This window comes from Thermus islandicus DSM 21543, assembly GCF_000421625.1.
In the GTDB taxonomy this organism is placed as follows: domain Bacteria; phylum Deinococcota; class Deinococci; order Deinococcales; family Thermaceae; genus Thermus; species Thermus islandicus.
The window spans coordinates 19,360-46,291 of sequence record NZ_ATXJ01000009.1; the positions used below are offsets into that span (position 1 = coordinate 19,360).

Annotated in this window: 22 protein-coding genes and 2 pseudogenes; 9 read left to right on the forward strand and 15 right to left on the reverse strand. The window is 67.5% G+C overall.

All coding sequences use genetic code 11. From position 1 onward, the window contains the following. Positions 1-112 precede the first annotated feature (112 nt). Positions 113-1,453, reverse strand: a complete 1,341-nt coding sequence (glnA, locus tag H531_RS0108820; RefSeq protein ID WP_022798990.1) for a type I glutamate--ammonia ligase — start codon at positions 1,451-1,453, stop codon at positions 113-115. Positions 1,454-1,740: 287 nt separating this feature from the next. On the opposite strand from glnA (H531_RS0108820), the gene glnA (H531_RS0108825) reads away from it, so the two are divergent. Both glnA (H531_RS0108825) and H531_RS0108830 read left to right on the forward strand, forming a co-directional pair. Then, the gene (gene glnA / locus H531_RS0108825; protein WP_281167148.1) at positions 1,741-3,210 is read left to right on the forward strand and encodes a type I glutamate--ammonia ligase; all 1,470 of its coding nucleotides are present in this window, start codon (positions 1,741-1,743) and stop codon (positions 3,208-3,210) included. A gap of 49 nt (positions 3,211-3,259) precedes the next feature. Then, complete coding sequence (locus tag H531_RS0108830; RefSeq protein WP_022798992.1) at positions 3,260-4,912, forward strand: bifunctional metallophosphatase/5'-nucleotidase; 1,653 nt, start codon at positions 3,260-3,262, stop codon at positions 4,910-4,912. A gap of 87 nt (positions 4,913-4,999) precedes the next feature. On the opposite strand, the gene H531_RS0108835 is transcribed toward H531_RS0108830, so the two are convergent. From H531_RS0108835 to H531_RS12980, 4 genes are all read right to left on the reverse strand, one after another. Continuing rightward, complete coding sequence (locus H531_RS0108835; RefSeq protein WP_022798993.1) at positions 5,000-5,440, reverse strand: MOSC domain-containing protein; 441 nt, start codon at positions 5,438-5,440, stop codon at positions 5,000-5,002. After that, positions 5,437-5,841 carry a hypothetical protein gene (locus H531_RS0108840; protein ID WP_022798994.1) on the reverse strand — a complete coding sequence of 135 codons (405 nt, stop codon included), beginning with the start codon at positions 5,839-5,841 and terminating at the stop codon, positions 5,437-5,439. The genes H531_RS0108835 and H531_RS0108840 overlap by 4 nt, the downstream gene beginning before the upstream one ends. A 9-nt stretch (positions 5,842-5,850) precedes the next feature. Beyond that, the gene (locus H531_RS0108845; RefSeq protein WP_022798995.1) at positions 5,851-7,128 is read right to left on the reverse strand and encodes a molybdopterin-dependent oxidoreductase; all 1,278 of its coding nucleotides are present in this window, start codon (positions 7,126-7,128) and stop codon (positions 5,851-5,853) included. 146 nt (positions 7,129-7,274) lie between these two features. Further along, positions 7,275-8,273 carry an AI-2E family transporter gene (locus H531_RS12980; protein WP_156860478.1) on the reverse strand — a complete coding sequence of 333 codons (999 nt, stop codon included), beginning with the start codon at positions 8,271-8,273 and terminating at the stop codon, positions 7,275-7,277. Positions 8,274-8,297: 24 nt separating this feature from the next. Between H531_RS12980 and mutS the strand changes: the two genes are divergently transcribed. Both mutS and mutL read left to right on the forward strand, forming a co-directional pair. Further along, positions 8,298-10,733, forward strand: coding sequence for a DNA mismatch repair protein MutS (mutS, locus tag H531_RS0108855; RefSeq protein WP_022798997.1), 2,436 nt, complete (start codon positions 8,298-8,300; stop codon positions 10,731-10,733). After that, the gene (mutL, locus tag H531_RS0108860) at positions 10,730-12,391 is read left to right on the forward strand and encodes a DNA mismatch repair endonuclease MutL (protein ID WP_022798998.1); all 1,662 of its coding nucleotides are present in this window, start codon (positions 10,730-10,732) and stop codon (positions 12,389-12,391) included. The genes mutS and mutL overlap by 4 nt, the downstream gene beginning before the upstream one ends. Here mutL and rraA read toward each other — a convergent pair. Beyond that, a pseudogene (gene rraA, locus H531_RS13925) lies at positions 12,288-12,779 on the reverse strand (ribonuclease E activity regulator RraA); the annotation flags it as partial. The gene mutL and the pseudogene rraA sit on opposite strands and share 104 nt — an antisense overlap. An 18-nt stretch (positions 12,780-12,797) precedes the next feature. Here rraA and purU point away from each other — a divergent pair. Together purU and H531_RS0108870 are read left to right on the forward strand one after the other, a co-directional pair. Further along, positions 12,798-13,655 (forward strand): formyltetrahydrofolate deformylase, encoded by an 858-nt coding sequence (purU, locus tag H531_RS0108865; RefSeq protein WP_028490759.1) that lies wholly within the window; start codon positions 12,798-12,800, stop codon positions 13,653-13,655. 47 nt (positions 13,656-13,702) lie between these two features. Next, a complete protein-coding gene (locus H531_RS0108870; protein ID WP_022799000.1) occupies positions 13,703-14,917 on the forward strand; it encodes a S1C family serine protease in 1,215 nt (404 codons plus the stop codon). Here the strand turns inward: H531_RS0108870 and H531_RS0108875 are convergent. The 4 genes from H531_RS0108875 to H531_RS0108890 are packed head-to-tail and all read right to left on the reverse strand — an operon-like array spanning position 14,914 to position 19,519. Continuing rightward, on the reverse strand, positions 14,914-15,348 hold the full coding sequence (locus H531_RS0108875) for a hypothetical protein (protein WP_022799001.1): 435 nt from the start codon (positions 15,346-15,348) through the stop codon (positions 14,914-14,916). The genes H531_RS0108870 and H531_RS0108875 overlap by 4 nt on opposite strands. A 7-nt stretch (positions 15,349-15,355) precedes the next feature. Then, complete coding sequence (locus H531_RS0108880) at positions 15,356-16,333, reverse strand: TAXI family TRAP transporter solute-binding subunit (RefSeq protein ID WP_022799002.1); 978 nt, start codon at positions 16,331-16,333, stop codon at positions 15,356-15,358. Positions 16,334-16,357: 24 nt separating this feature from the next. Further along, complete coding sequence (locus tag H531_RS0108885) at positions 16,358-18,475, reverse strand: TRAP transporter permease (RefSeq protein WP_022799003.1); 2,118 nt, start codon at positions 18,473-18,475, stop codon at positions 16,358-16,360. Positions 18,476-18,529: 54 nt separating this feature from the next. Next, positions 18,530-19,519, reverse strand: a complete 990-nt coding sequence (locus H531_RS0108890; protein ID WP_022799004.1) for a TAXI family TRAP transporter solute-binding subunit — start codon at positions 19,517-19,519, stop codon at positions 18,530-18,532. Positions 19,520-19,733: 214 nt separating this feature from the next. On the opposite strand from H531_RS0108890, the gene H531_RS0108895 reads away from it, so the two are divergent. Next, entirely contained in the window at positions 19,734-20,930 is a 1,197-nt protein-coding gene (locus H531_RS0108895) for an MFS transporter (RefSeq protein ID WP_022799005.1), read from the forward strand. On the opposite strand, the gene wecB is transcribed toward H531_RS0108895, so the two are convergent. Genes wecB through H531_RS0108915 form a run of 4 tightly spaced genes read right to left on the reverse strand, consistent with a single transcriptional unit; the run spans position 20,905 to position 24,581 of the window. Beyond that, the gene (gene wecB, locus H531_RS0108900) at positions 20,905-22,023 is read right to left on the reverse strand and encodes a non-hydrolyzing UDP-N-acetylglucosamine 2-epimerase (protein WP_028490760.1); all 1,119 of its coding nucleotides are present in this window, start codon (positions 22,021-22,023) and stop codon (positions 20,905-20,907) included. The two genes, H531_RS0108895 and wecB, sit on opposite strands and share 26 nt — an antisense overlap. Beyond that, entirely contained in the window at positions 22,020-23,105 is a 1,086-nt protein-coding gene (locus tag H531_RS0108905; protein WP_022799007.1) for an MraY family glycosyltransferase, read from the reverse strand. The genes wecB and H531_RS0108905 overlap by 4 nt, the downstream gene beginning before the upstream one ends. Continuing rightward, positions 23,102-23,728: a uracil phosphoribosyltransferase gene (gene upp, locus H531_RS0108910; protein WP_022799008.1), complete on the reverse strand. Its 627-nt coding sequence runs from the start codon at positions 23,726-23,728 to the stop codon at positions 23,102-23,104. The genes H531_RS0108905 and upp overlap by 4 nt, the downstream gene beginning before the upstream one ends. 10 nt (positions 23,729-23,738) lie before the next feature. Beyond that, positions 23,739-24,581 carry a phosphotransferase gene (locus tag H531_RS0108915; protein WP_022799009.1) on the reverse strand — a complete coding sequence of 281 codons (843 nt, stop codon included), beginning with the start codon at positions 24,579-24,581 and terminating at the stop codon, positions 23,739-23,741. A 75-nt stretch (positions 24,582-24,656) separates the two neighbouring features. Here H531_RS0108915 and H531_RS0108920 point away from each other — a divergent pair, with 75 nt between their 5' ends. Then, on the forward strand, positions 24,657-25,046 hold the full coding sequence (locus tag H531_RS0108920) for an NADH-quinone oxidoreductase subunit 15 (protein WP_022799010.1): 390 nt from the start codon (positions 24,657-24,659) through the stop codon (positions 25,044-25,046). Positions 25,047-25,081: 35 nt separating this feature from the next. Here H531_RS0108920 and hemW read toward each other — a convergent pair whose 3' ends face one another. Further along, complete coding sequence (gene hemW / locus H531_RS0108925; RefSeq protein ID WP_028490761.1) at positions 25,082-26,200, reverse strand: radical SAM family heme chaperone HemW; 1,119 nt, start codon at positions 26,198-26,200, stop codon at positions 25,082-25,084. Between the two features lie 491 nt (positions 26,201-26,691). Here hemW and H531_RS15105 point away from each other — a divergent pair. Continuing rightward, positions 26,692-26,847: pseudogene (locus H531_RS15105) on the forward strand (cyclase family protein); the annotation flags it as partial. Positions 26,848-26,932: the final 85 nt, after the last annotated feature.

Here is a 26,932-nt window from a genome sequence, read left to right on the forward strand (position 1 = left end):
CCCCATTCTAAGGGGGGGGTAGGTGGGTTTGTCAATGCCCCGCTGGAAGTTTATGCCTGACCCATGGGTCAACCCCTGCCCCTTCAGGGGGCGGGGGTGAATATACCCGGGGCTAGTATGTGGCCAGATACCGGTCTAGCTCCCACTGGTGGACCGTGACCCGGTAGTCGTCCCACTCCATCTGCTTGGCCTGGACAAAGTGCTCGTAAACGTGCTCTCCCAGGGCCTCCCGCACCACGGCGTCCTTCTCCAGGGCCTCGAGGGCCTCGCGGAGGGTTCCGGGGAGCTCACGGATCTTGTGCCGGCGCCGTTCCCTTACGGTCATGCGGTAGATGTTGCGCTGGATGGGAGGAGGAGGGAGGAGCTTGCGCTCAATGCCGTCCAGCCCCGCAGCGGCCATGACCGCCAGGGCCAGATAGGGGTTAGAGGAGGGGTCGGGCATCCTGAGCTCCGCCCGGGTGCCCACGCCCCGCCGGGCGGGGATGCGGATCATGGCGGAGCGGTTGGAGGCGGACCAGGCGATGTTGGTGGGGGCCTCGTACCCCGGGGTAAGGCGCTTGTAGGAGTTCACCAGGGGGTTGGTGATGGCCACCATCCCGGCGGCGTGCTCCAGAAGCCCGGCGATGAAGTGGAGGGCGGTCCGGGAGAGCTGGTACTCGGCCTTGGGGTCAAAGAAGGCGTTCTCCCCGTTTTTGAAGAGGGAGAGGTGGGTGTGCATGCCGCTGCCGTTGATGCCCCGGATGGGCTTGGGCAGGAAGGTGGCGTGGAGGCCGTGGTTGAGGGCAATCCGCTTCACCACCCACTTGAAGGTGGCGATGTTGTCGGCGGTGGTGAGGGCGTCGGCGTACTTGAAGTCAATCTCGTGCTGGCCCGGGGCCACCTCGTGGTGGGCGGCCTCGATCTCAAAGCCCATGGCCACCAGGACGTTCACCATGTCCCGCCGGGCCTCCTCCCCCTTGTCTATGGGGGCCAGGTCAAAGTAGCCCGCCTTGTCGTGGGTCTCGGTGGTGGGGAGGCCCTCCGGGGTCCTTAGGAAGAGGAAGAACTCGGGCTCGGGGCCGGCGTACATGTTGTCAAACCCGAGCTTCTTGAGCCGCTCTATCTGCCGCTTGAGGACGTAGCGGGGGTCCCCCTCAAAGGGGCGGCCGTCAGGGTAGGCCACGTCGCATATGAGCCGGGCTACCCGGCCCCGCCCCGGCTCCTCCAGGGCCTCGGGGAGGATGACGAAGGTGTTGTAGTCCGGCCTCAGGAGCATGTCCGACTCCTCAATGCGGGTGAAGCCCTCAATGGAGGAGCCGTCAAACATGATCTCCCCGTCCAGGGCCTTCTCAAACTGGGACTCGGGGACCTCCACGTTCTTGACCACGCCCAGGATGTCCGTGATCTGGAGCCTGAGGAAACGCACCTTTTCCGACTTGAGCACCTTGAGGATCTCCGCCTTGGTCTGCGCCATCTCCCTGACCTCCTGTACCGACTTTTTCGCACACAAGGACAAAGGTAGCCGGCCCTTTGTCGCGAATAGCCTACCTCATCCCCGAGTTTTAGTCAAGTTTTTGCTCTCACGTGCAAAGCAACTTGCACGGCCGTACCGAAGAATGAGTCCGGCCCGAAGTGCTTGTCTTGATGTCACGATTTGGTTTTACGCTCAGCGGCAATAGCTGTATCTCAGTAGCTTTTATCCTGGGTATAAGCTGCAAGTCGTACGCAATAAAGCGAACAGTTGTGCAAGAGTAGCTTGACATGTTGCCGAACCTAGCGTATAACTACGGGCGGGGGGTGGTGAGAATGTTCCAAAACCCCAGAGAGGCGCTGGCCTACATTCGGGAAAAGGGCGTGGAGTTCGTGGACCTCCGCTTCACCGACCTGCCGGGAAGGTGGCAGCACTTCACCCTGCCCGCGCGGGCGGTGGACGAGGACCTCTTTACCCAGGGGGCGGGGTTTGACGGCTCCTCCATCCGCGGCTTTCAGGAGATCCACGAGTCCGACATGCTCCTCTTCCCCGATCCCACCACGGCCTTCCTGGATCCCTTTGCGAGCCGCCCCACCTTGGTCTTCGTGGCCGACGTCTACGACCCCATCACCAAGGCCGCCTACAGCCGCGATCCCCGGGGGGTTGCCAAGCGGGCCGAGGCCTACCTCAAGGCGACGGGCATCGCCGACGTGAGCTACTGGGGGCCGGAGATTGAGTTCTTCATCTTTGACAAGGTGGCCTTCACCGTGGACCCCTACGATGCTGGCTTCCGCGTCTACTCCGTGGAGGCCCTGGCCAACGGGAACGGCAGGGAGGGAGGGGATGGGCTTTGGATTCGGCCCAAGGAGGGCTACTTCCCCGCCCCGCCCGTGGACAAGTACCAGGAGCTTCGCAACCAGATGGCCAAGAACCTCGAGGCCGTGGGGATTGAGGTGGAGGTGCACCACCACGAGGTGGCCACCGCCGGCCAGGCGGAGATTGACATGCGCTTTGACCGCCTCACCCGCATGGCCGATAAGGTCATGCTCTACAAGTACGTGGTCCGGAGCACGGCCTACCAGGCGGGGAAGACGGCCACCTTTATGCCCAAGCCCATCTACGGGGACAACGGCAGCGGCATGCACACCCACCAGTCCCTCTGGAAGAACGGCACCCCCCTCTTCTACGACGAGAAGGGCTATGCCGAACTCTCCCGCCTGGCCCTGCACTACGTGGCCGGGCTGCTGGCCCACGGGCCGGCCCTGGCGGCCCTGACCAACCCCACGGTCAACTCCTACCGCCGGCTGGTTCCCGGATACGAGGCTCCGGTGAACCTGATCCTCTCCAAGCGCAACCGCTCCGCCGTGGTCCGGGTGCCCATGTACCAGGTGGGGCCGGAGGCGGCCAAGGCCAAGCGGATTGAGTACCGGGCCCCCGACCCCTCCGCTAACCCCTACCTGGCCTTCGCCGCCATGCTCATGGCGGGGCTGGACGGAATTGAGCGGGGCCTCGAGCCTCCTAAGCCCGTGGACAAGAACCTCTACGCCCTGCCCGCCCGCGAGGCCCGCCGCATCCGCCACCTCCCCAAGACCCTGGACGAGGCCCTGGACGCCCTGGAGCGGGACCACGCCTTCCTCCTCAAGGGCGGGGTCTTCACCGAGGACCTCCTGGAGGAGTGGATCCGCCTCAAGCGGGAGGAGGCGGCCCAGGTGCGCCTAAGGCCCTCCCCCATGGAGTACTACCTGTACTACGACCTTTAGCCCCCGGCCTGACCTTCCCCTGACCGGGGCCTTGGTATAGTGGGGCCGTATGCACAGGCGCACCCTTCTCAAGGCAGGCGCGGGGGTCTTGGGCCTTTCCGCCCTAGGCCGGGCCCAGGGGGCGTTTCCCCTTACCCTGGTCCACACCAACGACACCCATGCCCACCTGGAGCCCGTGGAACTCACCCTCTCCGGGAAGAAAACCCCGGTGGGTGGGGTGGCCCGCAGGATCGCCCTCTTTGACCGGCTTAGGGCTCTGAGGCGGAACCTCCTCTTCCTGGACGCGGGGGACGTCTTCCAGGGCACCCTCTACTTCAACCAGTACCGGGGCCTGGCGGACCGCTACTTCATGCACCGGGCCCTCTACCGGGTCATGGCCCTGGGGAACCATGAGTTTGACCTGGGCCCCGGCCCCTTGGCGGACTTCCTCCAGGGGGCGAGGTTCAAGGTGGTCTCCGCCAACGTGGACGCAAGCCGCGAGCCCCGCCTCAAGGGCCTCTTCGCCCCCTACGCCGTGGTGCAGGTGGGCGGGGAGAGGGTTGGGGTCATCGGCCTCACCACCCCGGACACCCGGGAGATCGCCAACCCCGGGCCCACCGTGGCCTTCCTGGACCCTTATGAAAGCGCCCAGAAGGCGGTCTACGAGCTCCTGAAGCGAGGGGTCAACAAGATCGTGGTCCTCTCCCACTTGGGCTACGCGGAGGACCTGAAGCTCGCCCGGCGGCTCGTGGGGGCCCAGGTGATCGTGGGGGGCCACTCCCACACCCTTTTGGGGAGCTTCCCCCACAAGGAGCTCAGCCCCATGGGGCCCTACCCCACGGTGGTCAAGAACCCCGAGGGCAAGGACGTCCTGGTGGTCCAGGCCTGGGAGTGGGGGAAGGTGGTGGGGCTTTTGGAGGTCACCTTCGGGGCCAAGGGGGAGCTCCTTGCCTACAAGGGGGAGGCCCTCCTCATGACCCCGGAGGCGGCCCCCGAGGACTTCTTCGCCAAGGAGGCCCTCCTGGCCTACGCCCAGCCGGTGATGGCCCTCATGGGGCAGGTCATCGCCGAGGCCCGGGTGGACCTGGTGGGGGAGAGGGCCGTGGTGCGGAGGCGGGAGAGCAACCTGGGGAACCTCATCGCCGATGGGATGCTCTGGAAGACCAAGAACGCCGGGACCCAGATCGCCCTGCAAAACGGCGGCGGCATCCGGGCCTCCATCCCCAAGGGCCCCATCACCGTGGGCAAGGTGTACGAGGTCTTGCCCTTCGGGAACACCCTGGTGGTCATGGACCTCAAGGGGAAGGAGATCAAGGCCGCCTTGGAGAACGGGGTCTCCCAGTGGGAAGGTCAGGCGGGCCGCTTCCTGCAGGTTTCGGGCCTCCGCTACGCCTTTGACCTCGCCCGGCCCACGGGGAGCCGGGTGGTGCGGGTGGAGGTGAAGACCGAGCGGGGCTACGCGCCCCTGGACCTCGAGGGCACCTACCGCGTGGTGGTGAATAGCTTCATCGCCAATGGGGGCGACGGCTTCGCCGTCCTCAAGGAGGCCCAAGGCTACCGGGTGGACACGGGCTTCTCCGACGCCGAGAGCTTCATGGACTACCTGAAGGAACTCAAGGTGGTGGAGGCGGGCCTGGAAGGACGGATTGAGGTCCTAAACGCGCCCAAGGGAGAAAGGCCCGCCTACTTTGCCTACCGGGTGCCGGTCCTGGTGGGGGTGTAACCACCCCATGCCAGCCCAAGTCGGCAGGCGGCCCCAGGCAAAGTAAAAGATCCCCAGGGGATACCCCCTGGGGATTTCCCCATGCCCTTAACGCGCCGGGGCGAGGACGAGGACCGGGTCCCCCACCCGCACCCGGCCGCCCTGAAGAACCCGGGCGTAGACCCCCCGCCCGCCGTAGAGGAGCTTGGGCAGCCTCAGATCCAACCGGGAAAGGCTCTGGCACACCGTACACACCTGGGTAAGCTCCAAAAGGGCCTCTCCCACCCGAAGCCTGGCCCCGGGAGGTAGGGCGTGCGGGTCCAGGTCCAGGAGGAGGTTTTCCCCCAGCGCCCCGTAGGGAAGGGAAAGGCCTGCTCCCTTCGCCTTCTCGTAGGCGGGAAGCCCCGCCACCAGGAGGGCGCGGTCAGGGTCTTTTCCGGCGTGCCGGTCCCCTAGGGCCCCAAAGCCCGCTAAAAGCTCCAAAGCCTCCACCTGAGGCTTGGGGAGGCCATGGCCCTTCCCCAGGTGGAGGGAGACCACCCGGCTCATTCCTTGCGGGTCTCGGGGGTGTAGTGGGCCTGGAGGTAGGCGAGGATCTTCTCCGCCACGTCCGGGGGGATGAACTTCTCGCCCCCGTACGTCTTCAGCATCTTGGTCACGGTGGGCTTCCAGTCCGCCAGGGGGGGCTGCATGGTGATGTAGGTGACGCTGTGGCAGATGGCGCAGTAACTCATCACCAGCTCCTTGCCCTCCCCGTCGGCCAGCTCAGAGGTGTAGAGGGGATAGGCCCCCACCCGGTAGACCGTGCCCTCCCCCGGCTTCGCCGGGGCGGGCTGGAGAATGAGGCCCAAGGGCCCCTGGGCGTAGTTGCCCTCCACCACGCCCGGTACCTCGGCCAAGACAAACCCGAGCAGTCCGAGCCCCACGGGGATAAGCCAGCGCTTCTTCATCCCGCCCTCCTACTTGGCCGCCAGGACCACGACTTCCTGGCGCTCAATCTTGTTCCAAAGGTAGCCGCCGGGGTTCCAGACGCCGCTGTCCGGCTGGACGTTGCCCTTTTCGTCCGTGGCCCGCACCGCCAGGACGTAGGTACCCGGGCGCTCGGGCCGCCAGGTGAACTCGTAGGTGCGGAAGGAGTAAGGGCCGTAGTCGGCGCCCAGGGTGGCCCGACGCCACGTCTGGCCGCCATCGGTGGAGACCTCTACCCTCACCACCCGGCCGTAGCCGCTGAAGGCGATGCCCCGGATCTTGGCCGGAAGCCCCGCGATCAGGGGGTAGGAGCCGTCAGGGTCAATGATGAAGGAGCGGACCGGCATGTTGACCTTGCCGATGGGCACGGTCTTGACCCGGCCCGCCGCCACGTCCTCGGGGGTGGTGGAGCCGTTGGGGGTGTCGGGGATCCGGTAGGCGGAGGCCATCCAAAAGTTTTTGTCCTCCTCGGTGAGGGCCCGGATCCAGGTCACGTGCTTGAGCCAGTAGGTGGCGAACTTCCCGGGCACCACGAGGCGGAGGGGGAACCCGTTGAGCATGGGCAGGGGCTCCCCGTTCATGAGGTAGGCCAGGATGGTTTCCCCTATGACCGGGTCGTTCAGGTCCAGGGACTTCAGGAAGCGGCCCGAGCCCAGGTTCTCCGGTCCCTTGCCCCGCTCCAGCCCCTCAAACTGGATCTGGACTGTGCCGGGCTTCACCCCGGCGTAGTCCAGGAGGTCTTTGAGCCGTACCCCGGTCCAGAGGGCGTTGCCCATGGCCCCGTTGCCCCACTGCCCCCCCGTGACCCTGGGCTGGAAGCGGCTCCGGGAGTTGCCCGAGCACTGGTTCACGGCGGCGATGGAAACGGGCTTGAACCTGCGGATGAGCTCCTCCAGCGAAAGCTCCACAGGCCGCTCAAAGTTTCCCTCCAGCTTTAGGCGCCACTTGGAAAGGTCAATCTCGTTGGGGATCTCGTCCAGGTGATAGCGTACGTAGAAGGCCTCGTTGGGGGTGAAGACGGTGCGGAAGTAGTGGCGGGGGGTTTCCAGCTGGATGGGGCGGTCGGTCATGCGCAAAAGGGGGAGCTTCTGGGGATAGACCGTGTAGGGATGGACCCCGTTCCAATAAGGATTGGCTTTAGGCCCGGTGAAGCTCGGCAAGGCCTCTTCCGCCTGGGCCGCGGTCTGGGCCAGGGCCGGTCGGGCGGCCAGGGCCAGCCCCCCAGCCCCAAGGAGTTTCAAGAGCCGCCTGCGGTCCACCTGTTTCATGCTTGCCTCCTTTAGGCAAAATTACCTTACCAGCCCTCGGTTTCCGGTGTCAAGGGCGGACTTAACGTAGAGGCCGCGGGGCTTTGGCGTATAGCCCTGGGTGGGGAAAGCGGAGTATCCGAAGGCCCTTTGGGGCACGGCCCCGCCTAACGGGCCTTCTCCCTCGCGGCCCCCTCAGGGGCGGGCTGGTCCAGCCGCCACTTGCGCCAAAGCCCGGCGAGGAGGATGGTGAAGGGCACAGCCAGGAAGATGCCCAAAAGGCCGAAGAGCTTGCCGAAGGCGAAGATGGCGAGGAGGACCAAGGCGGGGTGGAAGCCCACCGTCTTGCCATAGATGAGGGGGATGAGCACCTTGCCCTCCAGGAGGGCCACCCCCGCGTAGCCCAGGACCACCAGGAGGGCCAGGAGGGGCCCTTGGGAGGAGAGGGCCACCAGGGTGGCGATGAGGGCGATGGTGATCCCCCCCACGAAGGGGATCACCTCCAGCACCCCTCCCAGGGCCCCGAGGGCAAAGGGGGCGGGTACACCGATGAGGGCGAGCCATCCCCCGAAGAGGAGGGCGAAGGAGAGGGCGATGAGGAACTGGGCCCGGGCCCAGTAGCCCATGCGCCGCCAGGTTTCCTCCAAGGCCTCCGCCCAGCCCCGCCCTGGGAGGTAGGGAGCGAAGCGGGCCACCAGGTGGGGCTCGAGGCTGATCATCACCGCCAGGACCAGGGCCAGGACGAACTCCGAGACCACCCCCGCAGCCTTGACCAGGAGGCCACCCGCCACCCGCGCCGAGGAGGCCAGGGCCCCCGTGAGCTCAGGGAGGGTGAGGCCGGTGGTGGCGAGGAGGCGCTCCAGGTAGGCGGGGAGGAGCTGGGAAAGGTTCTTAAACTGGGCGGAGAGAAGGGGAAAGGCGGCGTAGAAGCCCAGGGCGAAGACGGACAGGACGAGGGCGTAGGCCAAGAACACGGCCGTGGGCCGGGGGAAGCGGCGGCCAAGCCCCCCCGGGCCCCGCTCAAAGAACCCTACCAAGGGGTCCAGGGCCGCGGCCAGGGTGAAGGCGAAGAACACCCAAAGGAGAAGGGGGTAGAGCTTCACCAAGGCCCAGAGGCCAAGGAGGAAGAGCCCCGCCTGGAGGAAGAAGCGGTTCACGCTTTCCATTATGCCCCCGTTAGGATAAGGGGGATGCTGAAGGGCGAAGGCCCGGGCCCCCTGCCCCCCCTCCTGCAACAGTACGTGGAGCTCAGGGACCGCTACCCCGAGTACCTCCTCCTCTTCCAGGTGGGGGACTTTTACGAGTGCTTCGGGGAGGATGCGGAAAGGCTCGCCCGCGCCCTTGGCCTCGTTCTCACCCACAAGACCAGCAAGGACTTCACCACCCCCATGGCGGGGATCCCCTTAAGGGCCTTTGACGCCTATGCGGAAAGGCTCCTCAAGCTCGGCTTTCGCCTGGCGGTGGCCGACCAGGTGGAGCCCGCCGAGGAGGCGGAAGGGCTGGTGCGGCGGGAGGTGACCCAGCTCCTCACCCCCGGAACCCTCACCCAGGAGGCCCTCCTCCCCCGGGAGGCCAACTACCTGGCTGCCATCGCCACGGGGGATGGGTGGGGGCTCGCCTTTTTGGACGTTTCCACGGGGGAGTTCAAGGGGACGCTTCTCAAGAGCAAGAGCGCTCTCTACGATGAGCTCTTCCGCCACAGGCCCGCCGAGGTCCTCCTCGCCCCGGAGCTCAGGGAGAACGAAGCCTTTCTGGAGGAGTTCCGGAAGCGTTTCCCGGTGATGCTCTCCGAGGCCCCCTTCGCGCCCGAGGGGGAGGGTCCTTTGGCCCTGAGGCGGGCCCAGGGGGCCCTTCTCGCCTACGCCCGGGCCACCCAGGGGGGGGCTTTGAGCGTGCGGCCCTTCCGCCTTTACGACCCCGGGGCCTTTATGCGCCTGCCGGAGGTGAGCCTCAAGGCCCTCGAGGTCTTTGAGCCCTTACGGGGCCAGGACACCCTATTCTCCGTCCTGGACGAGACCCGTACCGCTCCAGGCCGGAGGCTCCTCCAGGCTTGGCTCCGCCATCCCCTTTTGGAAAGGGGGCCCGTGGAGGCGAGGCTTGACCGGGTGGAGCGGTTCGTGCGGGAGGGGGCCTTAAGGGAAGGGGTTAGGCGGCTCCTCTTCCGCCTTGCCGACCTGGAGCGGCTGGCCACGAGGCTGGAGCTCGGCCGGGCTGGACCTAAAGACCTCGCCGCCCTCCGGCGGAGCCTGGAGATCCTCCCCGAGCTTGGGGGCCTTTTGGGGGAGGAGGCGGGGCTTCCCGACCTCTCCGCCCTCCTTGAGGAGCTGAGGGCGGCCCTGGTGGAGGACCCTCCCCTCAAGGTCTCGGAAGGGGGGCTCATCCGGGAGGGCTACGACCCGGACCTGGATGCCCTAAGGCAGGCCCACGCCCAGGGGGTGGCCTACTTCCTGGAGCTGGAGGAAGGGGAGAAGGCCAGGACGGGCATCCCCACCCTCAAGGTGGGGTACAACGCCGTCTTCGGCTACTACCTGGAGGTGACCCGCCCCTACTACGAGCGGGTGCCCCAGGAGTACCGCCCCGTCCAGACCCTCAAGGACCGGCAGCGCTACACCCTCCCCGAGATGCGGGAGAGGGAGCGGGAGCTCTACCGCCTCGAGGCCTTGATCCGAAGGCGGGAAGAAGAGGTCTTCCTACAGGTAAGGGAACGGGCCAAAAAGGAGGCGGAGGCGCTGAGGGAGGCGGCGAGGATCCTGGCGGAACTGGACGTCTACGCGGCCCTGGCCGAGGTGGCGGTGCGCTTTGGCTACACGAGGCCCCGCTTTGGGGAGAGGCTTTGGATCAAGGCTGGGCGCCACCCGGTGGTGGAGCGCCGCATGGAGTTCGTGCCCAACGACCTGGAGATGGATCACGAACTCGTCCTGGTCACCGGGCCCAACATGGCGGGGAAGAGCACCTTCCTAAGGCAGACCGCCCTCATCGCCCTCCTCGCCCAGATCGGGAGCTTCGTGCCGGCGGAGGAGGCCTGGCTTCCTCTCTTTGACGGCATCCACACCCGCATCGGCGCCTCCGATGACCTGGCTGGGGGGAAGAGCACTTTTCTGGTAGAGATGGAGGAGGTGGCCCTCATTCTCAAGGAGGCCACGGAGGATAGCCTCGTCCTCCTAGACGAGGTGGGCCGGGGGACGAGCAGCCTGGACGGGGTGGCCATCGCCACCGCCCTGGCCGAGGCCCTGCACGAAAGGCGGTGCTACGCCCTCTTCGCCACCCACTACGTTGAGCTCACCGCCCTCGCCCTTCCCCGGCTCAAGAACCTCCATGTGGCCGCTAGGGAGGAGGCGGGAGGGCTCGTCTTCTACCACCAGGTCCTCCCGGGGCCCGCCTCCAAAAGCTACGGGGTGGAGGTGGCGGCCATGGCGGGCCTGCCCAAGGAAGTGGTGGCCCGGGCCCGGGCCCTCCTCCAGGCCATGGGGGCCAGGCGGGAAGGGGCTTTGGAGGAGGTCTTGGAGCGCCTCCTCGCCTTAGACCCCGACCGCCTCACCCCCCTCGAGGCCCTGAGGCTCCTCCACGAGCTGAGGGCCCTGGCCCTCGGCGCCCCCTTGGGTAGCATGAAGGGGGGAACCCGGTGATCCGCTTTCTGCCTCCAGAGCTTCGGGCCCTCCTCGCCCGGGGCGAGGTTCTCCTTTCGGTGAAAGACGCGGTGCGGGAGCTCTTGGAGAACGCCCTGGACGCAGGGGCCAAAAGGGTCCGGGTGGAGCTATGGGGTGGGGGGCTAGAAAGGCTCGTGGTGGAGGACGATGGGGAGGGAATTCCCTTTGAGGACCTCCCCCGGGCCACGGAACCCTACGCCACCAGCAAGCTTAAGGACCCAGAGAGGATCCACACCCTGGGCTTCCGGGGCCAGGCCCTCTACGCCCTGAGGCAGGCCGCCAGGCTCAGGATCCGCTCCCGCCCCCGGGGACAGCTGGGGGGCGGGCTCCTCGAGGCCCACGGGGATCAGGTGGAGGTGCGCCCCGTCCCTGCTCCCCCGGGCACCCGGGTGGAGGTCCTGGGCCTCTTCCTGGGGGAGGGGCGGGACCCCAAGGGGGAGGCCCGCGGGGTCCTGGACCTCCTCAAGCGCTACCTCCTCCACCATCCCTACCTCTCCCTGACCCTTCTTCTGGAGGGGGAGGCGAGGCTTCTTTTCCCCGGGGCGGGGCTGCGGGAGGCTGCCCGGCTCGCCTTCGGCCGGGTCCTCGCCGAGAGGCTTTTCCCCGTGGAGGCCAGGCGGGGCGGGATGGCCCTCCAAGGGGTTCTCTCCGGCCCCCAGGCTTCCCGCACCCGGCCCGACCAGCTCCACTTGGCGGTGAACGGGAGGCCCGTGGCCCTGCCCGAGGGGGTCCTGAGGGCGGTGCGCCGCGCCTACCGGGAGCTCCTCCCCGAGGGGCACTACCCCTTCGGGGTGCTCAACCTCTCCCTCCCCCAGGAGGCCTTCCGCCTGCGCCTGGACGCCAGGAAGGAGGAGGTGGCCCTCTCTTTGGAGGTGGAGGCCTTTTTGGGGGAGGCCTTGGCCGGGGCTCTCCGGGACCAGAACCTGGTCCGGGCCCTCCCGGAGCCGAGACCCCTCCTTCCCCTGAGCCCTCCCACCCCCTCCGGCCTTCCCCGCCTGCGCTTCTTGGCGCAGTTCCGGGATAGCTTCCTCCTGGCCGAGGCGGGGGATGCCCTGTATGTGGTGGACCAGCACGCCGCCCACGAGCGGATCCTCTACGAAGACCTCCTGCGGCGGGTCGGCGAGGGGCCAAAGCCCCTTCCCCGGCCCCTTCTCGTAAGGCTGGAACCCGGGGAGGAGGCCCTTCTTGGCGAGCGAGAGAGCACGTTAGGGCAGCTCTTCCGCTTTGAGCCCTTTGGCCCGGGGAGGGTGCGGCTTCTCGCGGCTCCCCCCTTCCTCCACCCCTATCCCCTGCTCCTTCCCGAGGTCTTCAAGGAGGCGGTGCGGGGCGAGGGGGAAAGCCCCAAGGTAGCCCCCTCGGGGCTGACCAAGGCCCTTCTCGCCCGCCTGGCCTGCCTCCCGGCGGTGAAGGCGGGCCACCCTTTGGGCCAGGCCCAGGGCCAGGCCCTCCTGGACGCCCTCCTCGCCTGCGAGACCCCCTGGGTCTGCCCCCACGGACGCCCTGTTCTCCTCCTCCTCAAGGAGGAGGACCTCCTCCGTCGCTTCGGGCGCCGGTCGGGGGCCCGGGGAGGAGAAGAAGCCCGTTCTCGTCAGCGAGAAGAAAGCTTCCCGGAAGCACCCGCGCCCCAAGAACCCTAAGGGGCACGTCCACCTCTCCCTTGCCCTCTTTGGCGCTCCGCCTCGGGGTGGCGGCCAGGGCCAGGATGCCGATGGGGACCTCCCTAAGTTCCTCCGTGTCCCGCACCGCCCCATGGACCACCACCCCCGCCCAACCCCGCTCCCAGGCCAGGCGGGCCAGGTTTCCGCCGAGAAGGGCCGTGCGCAAGGAGCCTCCCCCCTCTACGAAGAGAACCTGGCCCTCCCCTCCCTCCTCCAGGACCCTCCTTACCAGGGCGTTGTCCTCGTGGACCCTCAGGGTCCGTACCCTTCCCTGGAAACGGGTCCTGCCGCCAAAGCTCTGGAAGACCATGGGGAGGGTTTCCCCTTCCGGGTAGAGGTCGGACAGGTCCGTGGTCCTCGCTTCCATGGGGATATAGTAGCCCTCATGGACGAGGCCCGCCTCCTCATCACCTGCCCCGACCAGCCCGGGATCGTGGCCGCGGTCTCCGGCTTCCTTTACGCCCACGGGGCCAACATCACCGATTTGCAGCAGCACTCCACCGACCCAGAGGGGGGCACCTTCTTCATGCGGGTGGCCTTCACCGCTTCCCACCTGGACCTGGCCCGCCCCGCCCTAGAAAGGGCCTTCCAGGAGGTGGTGGCGGCCCGCTTTGGGATGGACTGGCGCCTGGCCTTTGCTTCGGAGAGGAAGCGCACGGCCATCCTGGTCTCCCGGCCCGCCCACGCCCTCTTGGAGCTCCTGTGGCGTTACCGGGTGGGGGAGCTCCCTATGGAGCTTCGCTTGGTGGTCTCCAACCACCCCGACCACAAGGAGGAGGTGGAGCGCTTTGCCGTCCCCTACCACCATGTGCCCGTGGAGAAGGGCAAAAAGGAGGAAGCGGAGGAGCGGATCCTCGCCCTTCTGGAGGCGGAGGGGGTGGAGCTCGTGGTCCTCGCCCGCTACATGCAGGTCCTCTCCCCCTCCTTTGTGGCCCGCTTTCCCATGCGCATCATCAACATCCACCACTCCTTCCTCCCCGCCTTCGCCGGGGCGAACCCCTACCGCCAGGCTTACGAGCGTGGGGTGAAGCTCATCGGGGCCACGGCCCACTACGTGACGGAGGAGCTGGACCAGGGGCCTATCATTGAGCAGGATGTGGTCCGGGTCTCCCACCGGCACTCGGTTTCGGAGATGAAAAGGCTCGGCCAGGAGCTTGAGCGCACCGTCTTGGCGCGGGCCGTGCGCTGGCACCTCGAGGACCGCATCCTGGTCCACGGCAACAAGACCGTGGTCTTCGTCTAATCCTCCCCTAACCGGCAGGGGGTAGGTTAGGGCTTGGGAGGTGCGCCATGAACCTTGGCCGTTCCTTTGCCGGCTTCCTTGCCCTCTCCGCCCTGGCAGGGGCGGTGCTTTGGTGGGGACTGTCCGACGGGCAGGGCCGGGCCCCCGCCCCGGCGCCCGCGGGGGACCAGGGGCTTTTGGACTACGAGCGGAACACCGTGGAGATCGTGGAACGCTACGGGGACGGGGTGGTATACGTCTCCGTGGTCACCCGGCCGCAAAGCGTCCAGCTCCCTCCGGGTTTTGAGTTTTTCGCCCCCTTCCTCCAGGCCCCTCCCCAGCAGGGGACGGGCTCCGGGTTCGTCCTTGACAAGGAGGGGTACATTCTCACCAACTACCACGTGGTGGAAGGGGCGAGCCGGATCACCGTCAAGTTTCACAACGACCCCAAGGAGTACCGGGCCCGCCTGGTGGGCGCGGCCCCGCCCCTGGACGTGGCCCTCCTCAAGGTGGACGCCCCTAAGGAGAGGCTCGTCCCCCTGGTCCTGGGGGACTCCGACCGGATCCTCGTGGGCCAGAAGGCCATCGCCATGGGGAACCCCTTTGGGCTGGAGTTCACGGTAACCCAGGGGATCGTCTCCGCCATCCGGGAGAACCCCGGGGCCATCGGGGACGAGTCGGGCCTGGTGCCCCAGGTGATCCAGACGGACGCCGCCATCAACCCTGGGAACTCCGGGGGTCCCCTTCTCAACTCCCGGGGCGAGGTGATAGGGATCAACACCGCCATCTTCACCCCCACGGGCCAGTTCGGGGCCGCGCAGTTCGCCGGGGTGGGGTTTGCCCTCCCCATCAACCTGGTGAAGGAGTACCTGCCCGCGCTCAAGGCGGGGAAGACCCTTACGGCGGAGGAGATCGCCAAAAGCCGCCCGCGCCTGGGCGTGGCCCTGATCCCCCTCTCCGCTTACCCCGAGCGCCTACGGGCCCAGTACGGCCTGCCGGAGGAGGGCTTGATGGTGCAAGAGGTGGAGAAGGGAAGCCCGGCCGAACGGGCGGGCCTCAAGCCCCCGAGCCGCTTCGCCTACATCCAGCTTCCCAGCGGGGAAACCCTTCAGGTGGGCGTGGACGGGGATGTCCTCCTCGAGGCCGACGGCGTCCCCCTCACCTCCATCGTCCAGCTCCGGCAGGTCCTCTACGCCAAGAAGCCGGGAGAGGCGGTGGCCCTCAAGGTTTGGCGCCAGGGGAAGACCCTCACCCTCCGGGTGGTGCCCCAGGTGCTGCGCTAGGGGGGAAAGAGAAGGCGGAGGCGCAGGCACCCCTCCTGGGCCCGGAACCAGCGCCCCCCGAGCCCTAGGGCCAGGCCCAGCTCGGAGCAGTAGGCGAGCTCCCGCTTACGCTCCTGGGCCAGGGCCTGGTTCCAGGGGTAGACCCCGCCCGTGTAGTAGGCCTCGGTCTCGGGGTCGGTGTAGGCCCGGAAGTCCTGGAAGCGGAAGAAGGGGCGGAACTCCAAGAGGACGGGCTTTCCCGTCACCGAGTTCACGAACTCCACCCGGGCCTCCTCCCAGGGAAAGAGGACCAGGTAGGTCCTCTGGCCTCCCTTCTCCACCTCCACCACCCGCACCAGGGAGAGGGCGAGGAGGAAGAGCCAAAGGGCCCAGCTCCTTAGGAGCCGGGCCCAGAGGGCTTTCCCTCGGGTGGTTGCCTTTCCTTCGGGCATCCTTGGCCTACTTCAAGGCCCCGACTTCGCGGAAGTAGCGCAACGCCCCCTCGTGGTAGGGGAGGGTGCCGCCCACAAAGCGCACGGCGTTCTCCAGGGTGGTGTCCTTGGCCGCGGCCACCGCCTGGCGTAGGGCCTGGACGTTCTCCAAGGCAGCCTTGGTGAGGGCGTAGGCGGCCTCCTCGGGGAGGCTCGCCGGGCATACGAAGAGGTTCCAGAAGGCGAGGGTGGGGGTGTCGGCGCGGGTCCCGTAGACCGCCTTGGGGATGACCCCGGGCCCGGCGAGGCCGGGAAAGCGCTTCTGGAAGGTCTGGGCTACGGTGCTCTTGGGGTCTATGGGCACCAGGTAGATCCGCTGCCCCTTGCGGGCCAGGGAGGCGGAAAGTTCGGTGACGGCCCCCGTGGGTAGGCCACCCGACCAGAAGAAGGCGTCCAGGTTGCCCTCGGCTAGGGCGTTGGCGCTTTCCTGGGCTCCCAGGCGCTCCTGCTTGGCGAAATCCTTGGGAGAGAGGCCCGCGGCCTGGAGAACAAGAAGGGCCTCCACCTCGGTGCCCGAGCCCGGGGCTCCGGTGGAGACCCGCTTGCCCTTCAGGTCCTGCACCACCCGGATGCCCGCGCCCTCCCGGGTGACGAGGTGCAGGTAGTTGGGGTACATGGCGAAGAGGATGCGCACGTTCTTGGCCGGCTTTTCCCTGAAGCGCTCGTGCTGGCCGGTGTAGGCTAGGTAGGCGGAGTCGGGCAGGACGGTGCCGCAGTAGTAGGTACCGCCCCCGGTGCGGTTTTCCAGGAGGAGGAGGTTGTCGATGGAGGCCGCCGTCTGGATGGCCTGGGCCTCGGCCACCCCCGCCTTGTTCCAAATCTCCGCCAAGGCGGTGCCGTAGTAGAAGTACACCCCGCCCACCCCTCCCGTGGCGACGACCACCTTGGGCTTCTGGGCGAGCGCGGGGGCCAAAAGGGCCAGGGCCAGGAGAAGAGCTCGCTTCATGTCTACCCCCTTTTCAGGGCCACCTTAAGCCTCCCGGGTCCTCCCCGTCAACCCTCGGGCGAAAAAGGGCAGGCCCAAGACGAAGGACAAGAGGTTCAGGAGGGGGTGGGGCGTGAGCAGGCCAAGGCCCAAAAGCCCCAGGGCCCAGGCCTCCCACCGCCTAAGGGGCCTGCGGGTGTACCCCACCCCGGAGGCGGAGAAGTAGACGATGCCCGCGGCCACCGCCAGGACGCGCCAGAGGATGAGGGACCAGGCCTCCCCGGGAGGGGAGTGCTCCAGGACCGGTACCACCAAAAGGGCGGTGCCCGCGTAGGTGAGGAGGAAGAAGAAGCCGATGAGGTACTTGGCCAGGGCCACCCGGGCCGCGTAGACCCCAGTCCTTAAGGGGTCGGTGCCGAAGACGCTGGCCGCTGCGTAGGCCGAGAGGGCCACCGGGGGGGTCACGTCGGCCAGGGTGGCGTAGTAGAAGAGAAACATGTGGGTGGCCAAGATGGCCGCGGACTCGGGGATCCCGTTTTGCTTGGCCAGGGCGATGATGGCCGGGGCGGTGAGGGCGGAGGTGATCACGTAGGTGGCCGTGGGGGGTACACCCATCCCCAGGATAAGGCTGAAGACGGCGGTGAGCAGGGTGGCCAGGAGGAGGCTTTCCCCCGAGACCTGTTGCAAAAGCTGGCTGAACTTGGAGGTGAGACCGGAGATCACCAGCATGGCGAAGATGAGGTTGGCCGCCGTCACCGCTGCCCCGATGGGCAAGAGGGTGCGGAAGCCCTCCTCGAGGCCTTGGAGGATGGGGGCGAAGCCCTTGGGCCGCAGGGTGGGGTCCAGGTAGGCCAGGAGGACGAAGGCCACGAGGGCCAGGCTGGCTGCGGTGCGCACCTCGTAGCCCAGGTAGAGCAGGGCGATGATGAGGAGGATGGGTAGGAAGATGGTGCTGTACCGGAGCACATAGGCCCTCCGCCCCATGCCCAAGGGGGTTTCCACGGGAGGTAGCCCCGCCTTGCGGGCGTAGAACTCGTTGAAGGAGAGGATGGCGGTGAGGTAAAGGAGGGCGGGTACCACGGCCATGGCGGCGACCTTGAGGTAAGGGATTTGGAGGATCTCGGCCATGATGAAGGCGATGCTCCCCAGGACCGGCGGCGTGATGATGGCGATGGTCCCGGCGGTGGCCACGATCCCTGCGGCGATAAGCCGGTCGTACCCGGCCCGTTCGTAGAGGGGTTTGGTCAGGGTGGCCACGAACTGGGTGTCGGCTGCCCCGCTTCCGGAGAACATCCCCATGAAGACCCCCGCCAGTCCCGTGACCCGGCCAGGGGTGGCCGGGCTTTTGCCCACCAGGGCCATGGCCAGGTTGGCCACCACCCGCCCCAGGCCCAAGGCGGAGATCATCCCGGAAAGCAGGGTGAAGTAGACCAGATACTTGGCCGAAACCCCTGTGATGAGGCCGTAAATGCCCGCTTCCGTCTCGTTGAAGGTCTTGCCTAGGAGGAGGTCTATGCCCTGGCGCGTGCCCCTTAGGGCTCCGGGGAAGAGGTCGGCGTAGAGGTTGTAGGCGAAGAAGAAGAGGACCAAGGCGGGCATCACCGGGCCCAGGAGGCGGTAGACGAGCCCCAGGACGAGCATGATAAGGCCGAAGGACATGGCCATGTCCCACGGTTGGGGCAAGACGGCCCGGTAGACCAGCTCCTCAAAGTAGCGGAGCTGGTAAAGGGTGGGGAAGAGGGCCAAGAGGACGGCAAGAAGGTCCGCCCCCCGCCTAAGCCTGGGGAGGAGGGCCGGCAACACGGCCACCCCCCAGTAGAGGAGGCCCGTGAGCTTGACGGCGAGGGGCAGGCTTACCCCTGGAACGTTGGGAAAGAGAAAGTTGTAGAGGGGCAGGAGGCTTAATAGGAAGAAAAGCCAGGAGCCGAAGGTGCGGCGGGCGGGGGCGTAAAAGGCCACCAGGTAGCCCCCGAGGAGGAGGAAGAGGACGTGGGTGCTCCGCTGGAGCTGGACGATGTCCAGGAGGGGTATCTCCGCCTTGGCCAAGGGGGTGAAGGGGTGGAGGACCAGGTAAAGGCTGTAAAGAGCCCCCAGGACCAAAAGTAGCCGCGCCAGGCGGGCCAGGGGGGTGTCGGGGATGGGGTGGGTCGGGGCTTCGGCCATGGGTTCCTCCCAAAAGTCCCGGGGCCCGACCGGGCCCCGGGAGGGCCTATGGACCTACCGGATCAGGCCCTTCTCCTTCAGGTACCGCTCCGCTCCAGGGTGGAAGGGGATGGGGAGCTTGCCGTAGAGGCGGGCGGTGGCCTCGAGGCTCGTGTCCTTGGCCGCCGCCACGGCGGTGCGCAGGGTGGCCAGGTTTTCAAAGGTGGCCTTCACCATGGCGTAAGCGGCCTCGGCGGGGAGGCTTTCCGGGCAGACCAGGATGTTGCCCGTGGCCAGTCCGGGGACGTCCGTCCGGGTGTTGTAGATGCTCTTGGGCACCTTGTAGGGCTCCACGAGCCCGGGGAAGCGCTTTTCCACCACCTGGGCCACGGTGCTCTTAGGATCGATGGGCACCAGGTAAACCCGCTTGCCCTTCCGGGAGAGGTCGGTGGACAGCTCCACGATGGAGCTGGTGGGCACGCCCCCCACCCAGAAGAAGGCGTCCAGGGTGCCCTCGGAAAGGGCCTTGGCCCCCTCGGCCACCGGGAGGCGCTCCCGCTTGGCGAAGGACTCGGGCTTTACCCCAGCGGCCTGGAGGACGAGGAGGGCCAGGTTCTCGGTGCTGGAGCCGGGTTGGCCGGTGGAGACCCGCTTGCCCTTGAGGTCCTGCAGGACCCGGATGCCCGAGCCCTCCACGGTCACGATGTGGATAAAGGAGGGGTACATGTAGAAGAGGACCCGCTGGCCCTTGGCCGGGCGCTCCTTAAAACGGGGCTCCTCTCCCGTAAAGGCCACATAGGCCGAGTCGGTGGTGGTGAGGGCGCAGTAGAAGGTGTTGGCCTGGGGGGCGGTCCGGTCCCGGAGGAGGAGGAGGTTGTCGTAGGAGCCCCCGGTCTGCACCGGCTGGGCCTCCACCGCCCCCGCCTTGTTGAGGATATCGGCCAAAGCGGTGCCGTAGTAGAAGAATACCCCACCGGTGCTTCCCGTGCCGATGACCACCTTGGGCTTTTGGGCCAGGGCGAGGCCCAGGGCCAGGAGAACGAAGGCGATAAGGACTCTCTTCATGCTTACCCCCGTATACTTTTGCGCCTCTAACCTACCCCACACCCCCTTCCCTGTCAAGGCCAGAAGGCCTACCCCGAGGGCCCCGGTAGAAAGTCCCCGCAAGGTTTTTGCTGGGACCAAAGGGCTTCTCCACAAACCTGGCCAGGGCATCCCCTGTAGCGGGCCTAGGGCGCGGGGGCTTAGCCGACTGGCTGGTCAGTTTTAGGATGGAGGGGTGCTGGCCCTCGCCCTCCTCAAGGACCCCCTTTACCGGGCCTACTGGTTGGCCCTCTTCACCTCCCAGATGGGCACCTGGATGCAGGCGGCGGCCCAGGGGTGGCTCGTCCTCCTTCTCACGGGAAGCGCCGAGCGGCTTGGTCTGGTGGTGGCCCTGCAGTTTCTGCCCTCCCTTCTCTTTTCCCTGCCTGCCGGGGTCCTGGCGGACCGATACCCCAAGCGGAACCTCCTTCGCCTCACCCAGGGGGGGATGATGGTCCTGGCGCTTCTCATGGCCCTCCTGATCCTCACGGGATGGGTGCGCTACGGGCACGTGCTGGCCTTCGCCTTCCTCTACGGGGCCTTGAACGCCATGGACCAGCCCGTGCGCCAGAGCTTCACCGTGGAGCTCGCGGGCCGGGAGCGGTACCCGGGGGCCATCGCCCTGAACTCCTTTGGCTTCAACTTGAGCCGCCTGCTGGGGCCGGCCCTTTCTGGCCTTCTCATCGCCCTCTTGGGGGTGGGGGTCGCCTATTTGGCCAACGCCCTCTCCTTCCTGCCCCTCCTCTTCGTCCTCTCGCGCCTGCCCGCCGGGCCTCGAGGGGAAGGGGGAGGGGAGCGCTGGTGGCGCGAGGCCCTGGAGGGGGTGGGCTTCGCCCTTGCCCACCCCGTGGTGCGCCGGGTGGTGGGCCTGGTCCTCTTCGCCAGCCTCTTTGGCATGAACTTCCAGACCCTGGTGCCCGCCTACGCCCGGCTGGTCCTGGGGCTTTCCGCCACGGGCTACGGCTTCTTGGTGTCCAGCGTGGGGATGGGGGCCTTGATGGCGGCCCTGGTCATGGCCCTCACGGGAAAACCCAAGCCGGGGAGGCTTCTTTTGGGGGTCTTTTCCCTGGCCCTGGCCCATCTGGGCCTCTTCCTGGCCTGGGCGCCCGGGGTGCCCCTGTTCCTGGCCCTGGGGGGATTTGGGATGATCTCCGTGCTCATCAACGCCAACACCCTGGTGCAGCTCTCCGTGCCCGACCGGCTTCGGGGCCGGGTCATGGCGGTCTACACCCTGGTCATGCTGGGAACGGGCCCCGTGGGGGCCTACCTCACCGGCCTCCTCTTTGAACGCTTTGGGGGGCGGCTTGCCGCCCTCCTCTTGGGAGGCTTTGTCCTCCTGGTGGGGCTATACCAGATCAGGCCGTGGCCTAGGGAACCCAATCCTCCGGCCTAGGGCCGAGGCCCAGCCTCCACGCCACCCCCCGGGCCACCCGCGCCCCGGCCTTGCCGTCCCCGTAGGGGTTTTTCGCCCGGCGCATGGCCTCTAGGGCCTCTGGGTCCTCAAGAAGCCCCTTGACCACCTGGTACACCCCCTCGGGGTCGGTGCCCGCGAGCCTAAGGATCCCCGCCTTCAGCCCTTCCGGCCTCTCCGTTACGTTCCTAAGGACCACCACGGGCACCCCGAGGGCCGCCCCCTCCTCCTGCAGTCCCCCGGAGTCGGTGACGAGGAGGAGGCTTTCCCTCATGAGGGCGGCCATGGGGCCGTACTCCAGGGGGTCTAGGAGGACGAAGTTCTTGACCCCTTTCAGCACGGGATACACCCCCTCCCGCACCACGGGGTTCAGGTGGACAGGGTAGACGAAGGTGAGGTGGGGGAAGGCCTCGGCCACCCGCTTGAGGGCCCGGGCGAGCTCGGGGAGGAGGGGCCAGTTCTCCCGGCGGTGCATGGTCACGGTGACGTAGGGGCCGGGGGGGAGGCCCTCGGGAAGCTTGCCCAGCCTCGAGGCGAGGAGCACCGCGTCCACCCCCGTTTGCCCCGTGACCAGGATCGCTTCCTCCCGCTTTCCCTCCTTAAGGAGGTTCTCCTTGGCGAGGGGCGTGGGGGCGAAGTCCAGGTCGGTGAGGACGTCGGTGAGGCGGCGGTTCGCTTCCTCGGGGAAAGGCTCCTTGAGGTTGCCGCTCCTTAAGCCTGCCTCCACGTGGCCCACCGGGAGGCCCTCCAGAAAGGCGGCCCAGGCCACGGCGAAGGTGCTGAGGGTGTCCCCATGGACCAGGACGTAGTCCGCCCCCATTTCCTTGAGGGCCCGGGCGGCCTGGGGGAGGATGCGGGCCGCGAGGTCGGGGAGGGCCTGGCGCTCCTGCATCACGTCCAGGTTTCGGTCCTCCTGGATGCCGAAGAGGGAGAGGGCCTGCCGCAGTTGCTCCCGGTGCTGCCCCGTGAGGAGGACCAGGGGCTTCAGGTAGGGAATCTCCTTGAGGGCTAGGTAGACCGGGGCCATCTTGGTGGCCTCGGGCCGGGTGCCGAAGGCGAGGACCACGCGCTTCATTCTCCCCTCCACAGCGCTCTTAGCCTCCGGTAGGTAACCCAGGAGAGGCCCAGGAGGGTGGCGAGCAGGCTTGCCAGGATGGCCTCCCAGGGCATCCCCAGGTAGGCCATGGCCAGAAGGTTGAAAAGGAGGGCTAGGCCCCAAAGGAGGAAGGCCACCCGCCTCTGGGAAAGCCCACGGGCGAGGAGGCGGTGGTGGATGTGGTCCTTGCCCGGGGTGGCCAGGGGGTTCTGGCCCCTTAGGAGCCGCCGCACCACCACCTGGGTTGTGTCCAGGATGGGGAGGAGGAGGAAAAGCGCCGGGGGCAGAAGGCCGAGAAAGGTGGTGAGCTTGAGGTTGCCGAGGAGGGCGGTGGCCGCGAGGGTGTAGCCCAGGAAGTAGGCCCCCGCGTCCCCCAGGATGATGCGGCTTGGGTGGAGGTTATGCCGAAGAAACCCCAAGGATGCGCCCGCAAGGGCGGAAAGGACCAGGGTGCCCGCCGCCCAGAAGGGGTACTGGGCGGAAACCGCCAGGAGGCTCATGGCGCTGATGTAGGCGATTCCCCCGGCCAGCCCGTCCAGTCCGTCCATGAGGTTCAAGGCGTTGGTGAGGCCCACCACCCAAAGCCAGGTGAGGAAGAGGCCCAAGAGGGGGTCTAGAGGGGTGCCGAAGGCGGCCTCAAAGCGTACCCCTACCGCCATGAGGAGAAGGGCGGCCAGGCTTTGGACGAAGAGGCGAAAGAGGGGAGGTAGGCCAAACTGGTCGTCAATGAAGCCCACCAGGACCAGCCAGGCTCCCCCAAGGAGGATGGCGAGGATCTGGATGAGGACGTGCTCCACCACGATGGGCCTAAGGAAGGCGGCCACCACCAGGGCCAGCACCGCCCCGGCGTAGACGGCGAGGCCGCCAGCGTTGGGGAGGGGCTCCCGGTTCAGGCGCCTTTCGTTGGGAAGGTCGGCCCAGCCCGCCTTCAGGGCGAAGCGGCGCACCTGGGGGATAAAGCGCCAGGTGAAGAGGAGGGCCAGAAAGAAGACAAAGACCACGGTGAGCCAGCCGGTGCCCGTGGGCGCGGCCACCCCGATCCGGTGCAGCCACTCCGTCATCGCGTTCCGTAGATCCGGTCCCCTGCGTCCCCCAGGCCGGGGAGGATGTAGCCGTGTTCGTTCAGGCGCTCGTCCACGGCCGCCACCACCACCTCCGTCTCCGGGTGGTCCCGGGCGATGCGCTCAAGCCCCTCAGGGGCGGCCAGGAGGGAGACCAGCTTGATCCCCGTGGCCCCCCGTTCCTTAAGGAGGGAGAGGGCCAGGCTTGCGCTCCCTCCGGTGGCCAGCATGGGGTCTAGGAGGAAGACCCGCCGTTCCGCGACGTCCGGGGGGAGCTTGGCGTAGTAGGGTACAGGTTTCAGGGACTCGGGGTCCCGGAAGATCCCGATATGCCCCACCCGGGCGTGGGGAACAAGCTTCAAGATCCCCTCCACCATGACGAGCCCTGCCCGGAGAATGGCCACCAGGGCCAGCTTCTTCCCGGAAAGGACCTTGACCCGGGCGGGGGCGAGGGGCGTCTCCACCTCGGCGTCGGTAAGCTCCAGGTCCCTCATGGCCTCGTAGGCCATGAGCATGGCGATCTCCTCCGCTAGCTCCCGGAAGTCCTTGGGGCCCGTGCGCTTATCCCGGAGGTGGGCCAGCTTGTGCTGGACCAAGGGGTGGTCCACCAGGGTGAGCCTCATCCCACGAAGCCTAACACGCCCCCCCTTTTCCGGGAAAGCAGTCTTGGAGGAAGGAGGCCGCCCTAGGAAGCTTCTCCCGCAAGGCTTGGGGGAAGCCCGCCGGGTCCTTGGTGCGAAACCAGTGGAGGTCGTGCAGGTAGGTGAGGGGCACGTAGAAGGCCAGCCGCTCCCGCACCTCCTTAGGGTAGAGGCGGGCCATGCGGAAAAGGGCCTCCCTGGCCGCACCCTCTCCCAGGAGGTCCAGGCTTCCCGTCTTGAGGAGGGCCAGGTCCCGGGCCGGGTCGTCTCCCCCGGAGCGCACCCAGTCCACCAGCATGACCTCGAGGCCCTCTGCCCCCGGCTCCTTCAGGAGGAGGTTGCCTGCCCAAGCGTCCCGGTGGCAGAAGCGCCGCTCCACCCCTGCGGCCACGCTCACCTCGCGCCTCAGGAGGCGGAGGAGCTCCTGGGCCTCGGGCACCCCGGAGAGGCTTTCGGCGAAGCGCTCCAGGCGGAGGAGGAGCTCTTCTTGGGTTACCCAGCCGGGCTCGGGCAGGCGGTGGAGGGAGAGGAAGAGGTGGCCAAGGGCGGCCAGGGTCTTCGGTGTGAACGCCCCCGGGGTGAAGGGCCTTCCCGGAAAGCGCCGGGTGATGAGCACGCCTTGCCCCTCTACCTCCACCACCCCAAGGACGAAGCTCCCGAGCCCTGCCCGGGCCATACGCCTGGCCTCCAGGGCCGCAAGATGGGCCTCCTGGGGCTTGTACACCTTGTACACCCTTTCCCCGTCCGTGTACACCCGGGCCTCAAACCCCCCGAGGGGGGTGAGGCGGGCGAAGCCCTCAGGGGGGAGGAGGCCTCTTAGGGCGGCCACGGCCACGGGCCTTATTCTAAGCCCCCACCCGGGGGTGGGCCTTCTTGGTAGGGGGGCCTGGACGGGGGTATACTGCAAGCCATGGGTGCGGCCCACGAGCGCGAACTCTACGAGGCCTGGGTGGAGCTCCTTTCCTGGATGCGGGAGTACGCCCGAGAGAAGGGCGTGCGTTTTGAGAAGGAAGCCGATTTTCCGGACTTCATCTACCGCATGGAGAGGCCTTACGAGCTCCCCACCACCATCATGACCGCCTCCCTCTCCGACGGGCTCGGGGAGCCCTTCCTCTTGGCGGACGTCTCCCCCAGGCACGCCAGGCTCAAGCGCATCGGCCTCCGCCTGCCCCGGGCCCACATCCACCTCCACGCCCACTACGAGCCGGGGAAGGGCCTGGTGACGGGAAAAATCCCCCTTACCAAGGAGCGCTTCTTCGCCCTTGCCGACCGGGCCCGGAACGCCCTGGCCTTGGCCTAACCCGGCTCCTGGGGCTCGCCCGCAGGTCCTTAGGCTTAGCCCGCGGCCGCCAGGGGTTCAAGCGCCTCCCACAGGGCGAGCACTACCTGGTGGAGGAGGGGGAAGGCCTTAGGGGTGGGCCTTAGGCGCGTTCCCTCTACCTCAAGAAGCCCCTCCACCCCAAGCTCTCCGGCCTTGTCCTGAAGGAAGGGCCAGAGGGAAAGCCCCGTCCTCGCCTCCACCCCGGCCACGTCCACCCCTTCCCTAAGCCGGAGGCCCAGCATAAGGGCCTCCTTGGCGTGCTCCAAGGGGGGAATGGCCTCTTCCTTGGGGGGCTCTCCTAAAAGCCAGCGGGGGAGGGGGGGGCTCCTGCGCCTCAGGGCGTAGGCGGGGCCTTTCCCCGGGTACTGTCCGGTGGCGGCGGGGCCCAGGGCGAGCCAGAAGCCGGCCCGCCAATAGACCAGGTTGTGCCGGGCCTCCGCTCCCGCTTTGGCGAAGTTGGAGACCTCATAGCGGAATAGCCCAGCCTCCCCCAGGATTTCCTCCGCCCGCTCCATGGCCCAGGCCTCCCGCTCGGGGTCTTCCTGTAGGCCCAGGAGGGCGAAAGGGGTGCCCTTTTCCACCTGCAGGGTGTAGGCGGAGAGGTGCCCTACCCCCAGCGAGGCCGCCTCCTTCAGGTCTTGTTCCACGTCTTGCATGGGGAGGCCAAGGATGAGGTCAAGGGAGACGCGGAACCCCGCTTCCAGGGCCAGCTCTACCGCCCGGAGCGCCCCTTTCCTTCCGTGGGCCCGCCCCAGGAACCTGAGAACCGGGTCCTGGAAGCTCTGCACCCCTAAGGAGAGGCGGTTCACCCCCAGCTCCTGGAGGAGCCCTAGCCTGGCCGGGGAGAGGGTGCCGGGGTTGGCCTCGAGGGTCACCTCTGCCCCCGGCGCGAGCCCCCAGGGGAGGCTTTGGAAGAGGGCCACGAGTTCCCGGTCCTTCAGGTAGCTCGGGGTGCCCCCGCCCAGGTAGAGGGTGGTAAGGGGCCCGGGGAAGCGCTCGTGAAGGCGTTGGGCCTCCTCGCCAAGGCGCCTGAGGTAGGCCTCCACCCACCCCGGCCCCCGCCGGACCACGTGGAAGTCGCAGTAGGGGCACAAGGTGGGGCAGAAGGGAACATGGACGTAGAGGCTAGCCACCCCCTTATCCCTCAGGAGGGCTTCCGCCCGGGCCATGGCTCCTGCGGGGTTAGCTCCCCTTGTCCTGCCTTCCGTGTGGCCCCCTGTGTCCGCCTCCGCCATCGCCTCCTCCAAGATAGCGCCCCCGGTGGCTTGTAGCCCTGCTTACCCGGACTTCAGTGCTACCCCATGCCTCCTTACTTCCCAGGCGCATGGGCAGCCCTGAGCCGCGGCCCGGGGGGGTTGAAGCGGGCGCAGGCGCGGGCATGGTTGCGTACCTGGCTAGGGAGGTGGTAACCTGTCCCCTAAAGGAGGAGCCCATGTGCGCCCCCCACGTGATGGAAACGGTAGCCCGGTCCATTTCCCGCCGCTCTTTTCTTGGGGCGGGTCTCGGCCTTTTGGCTGCTCAGGCCCTGGCCCAGCAGGAGGTACCGGGCAAGGCTTTCTCCCGGGCGGTGGACCTGACCCACGAGCTCTCCCCGGAGATTCCCCTCTTCCCTGGGGCCGAGCCCATGCGCATCACCACCCTGGTCACGGTGCGCAAGAACGGCTACTACGGGAACCGCCTAGACCTCTGGGAGCACTCCGGCACCCACATGGACGCCCCGGCCCACTTCGTGGAGGGGGCCCCCACGGCGGAGAAGCTTCCCGTGAGCGCCCTCATCGCCCCCCTGGCGGTGGTCCATATCCACGGGCGGGCGGCTAAGGATCCCGACACCCAGCTTTCCGTGGACGACATCCTGGCCTACGAGA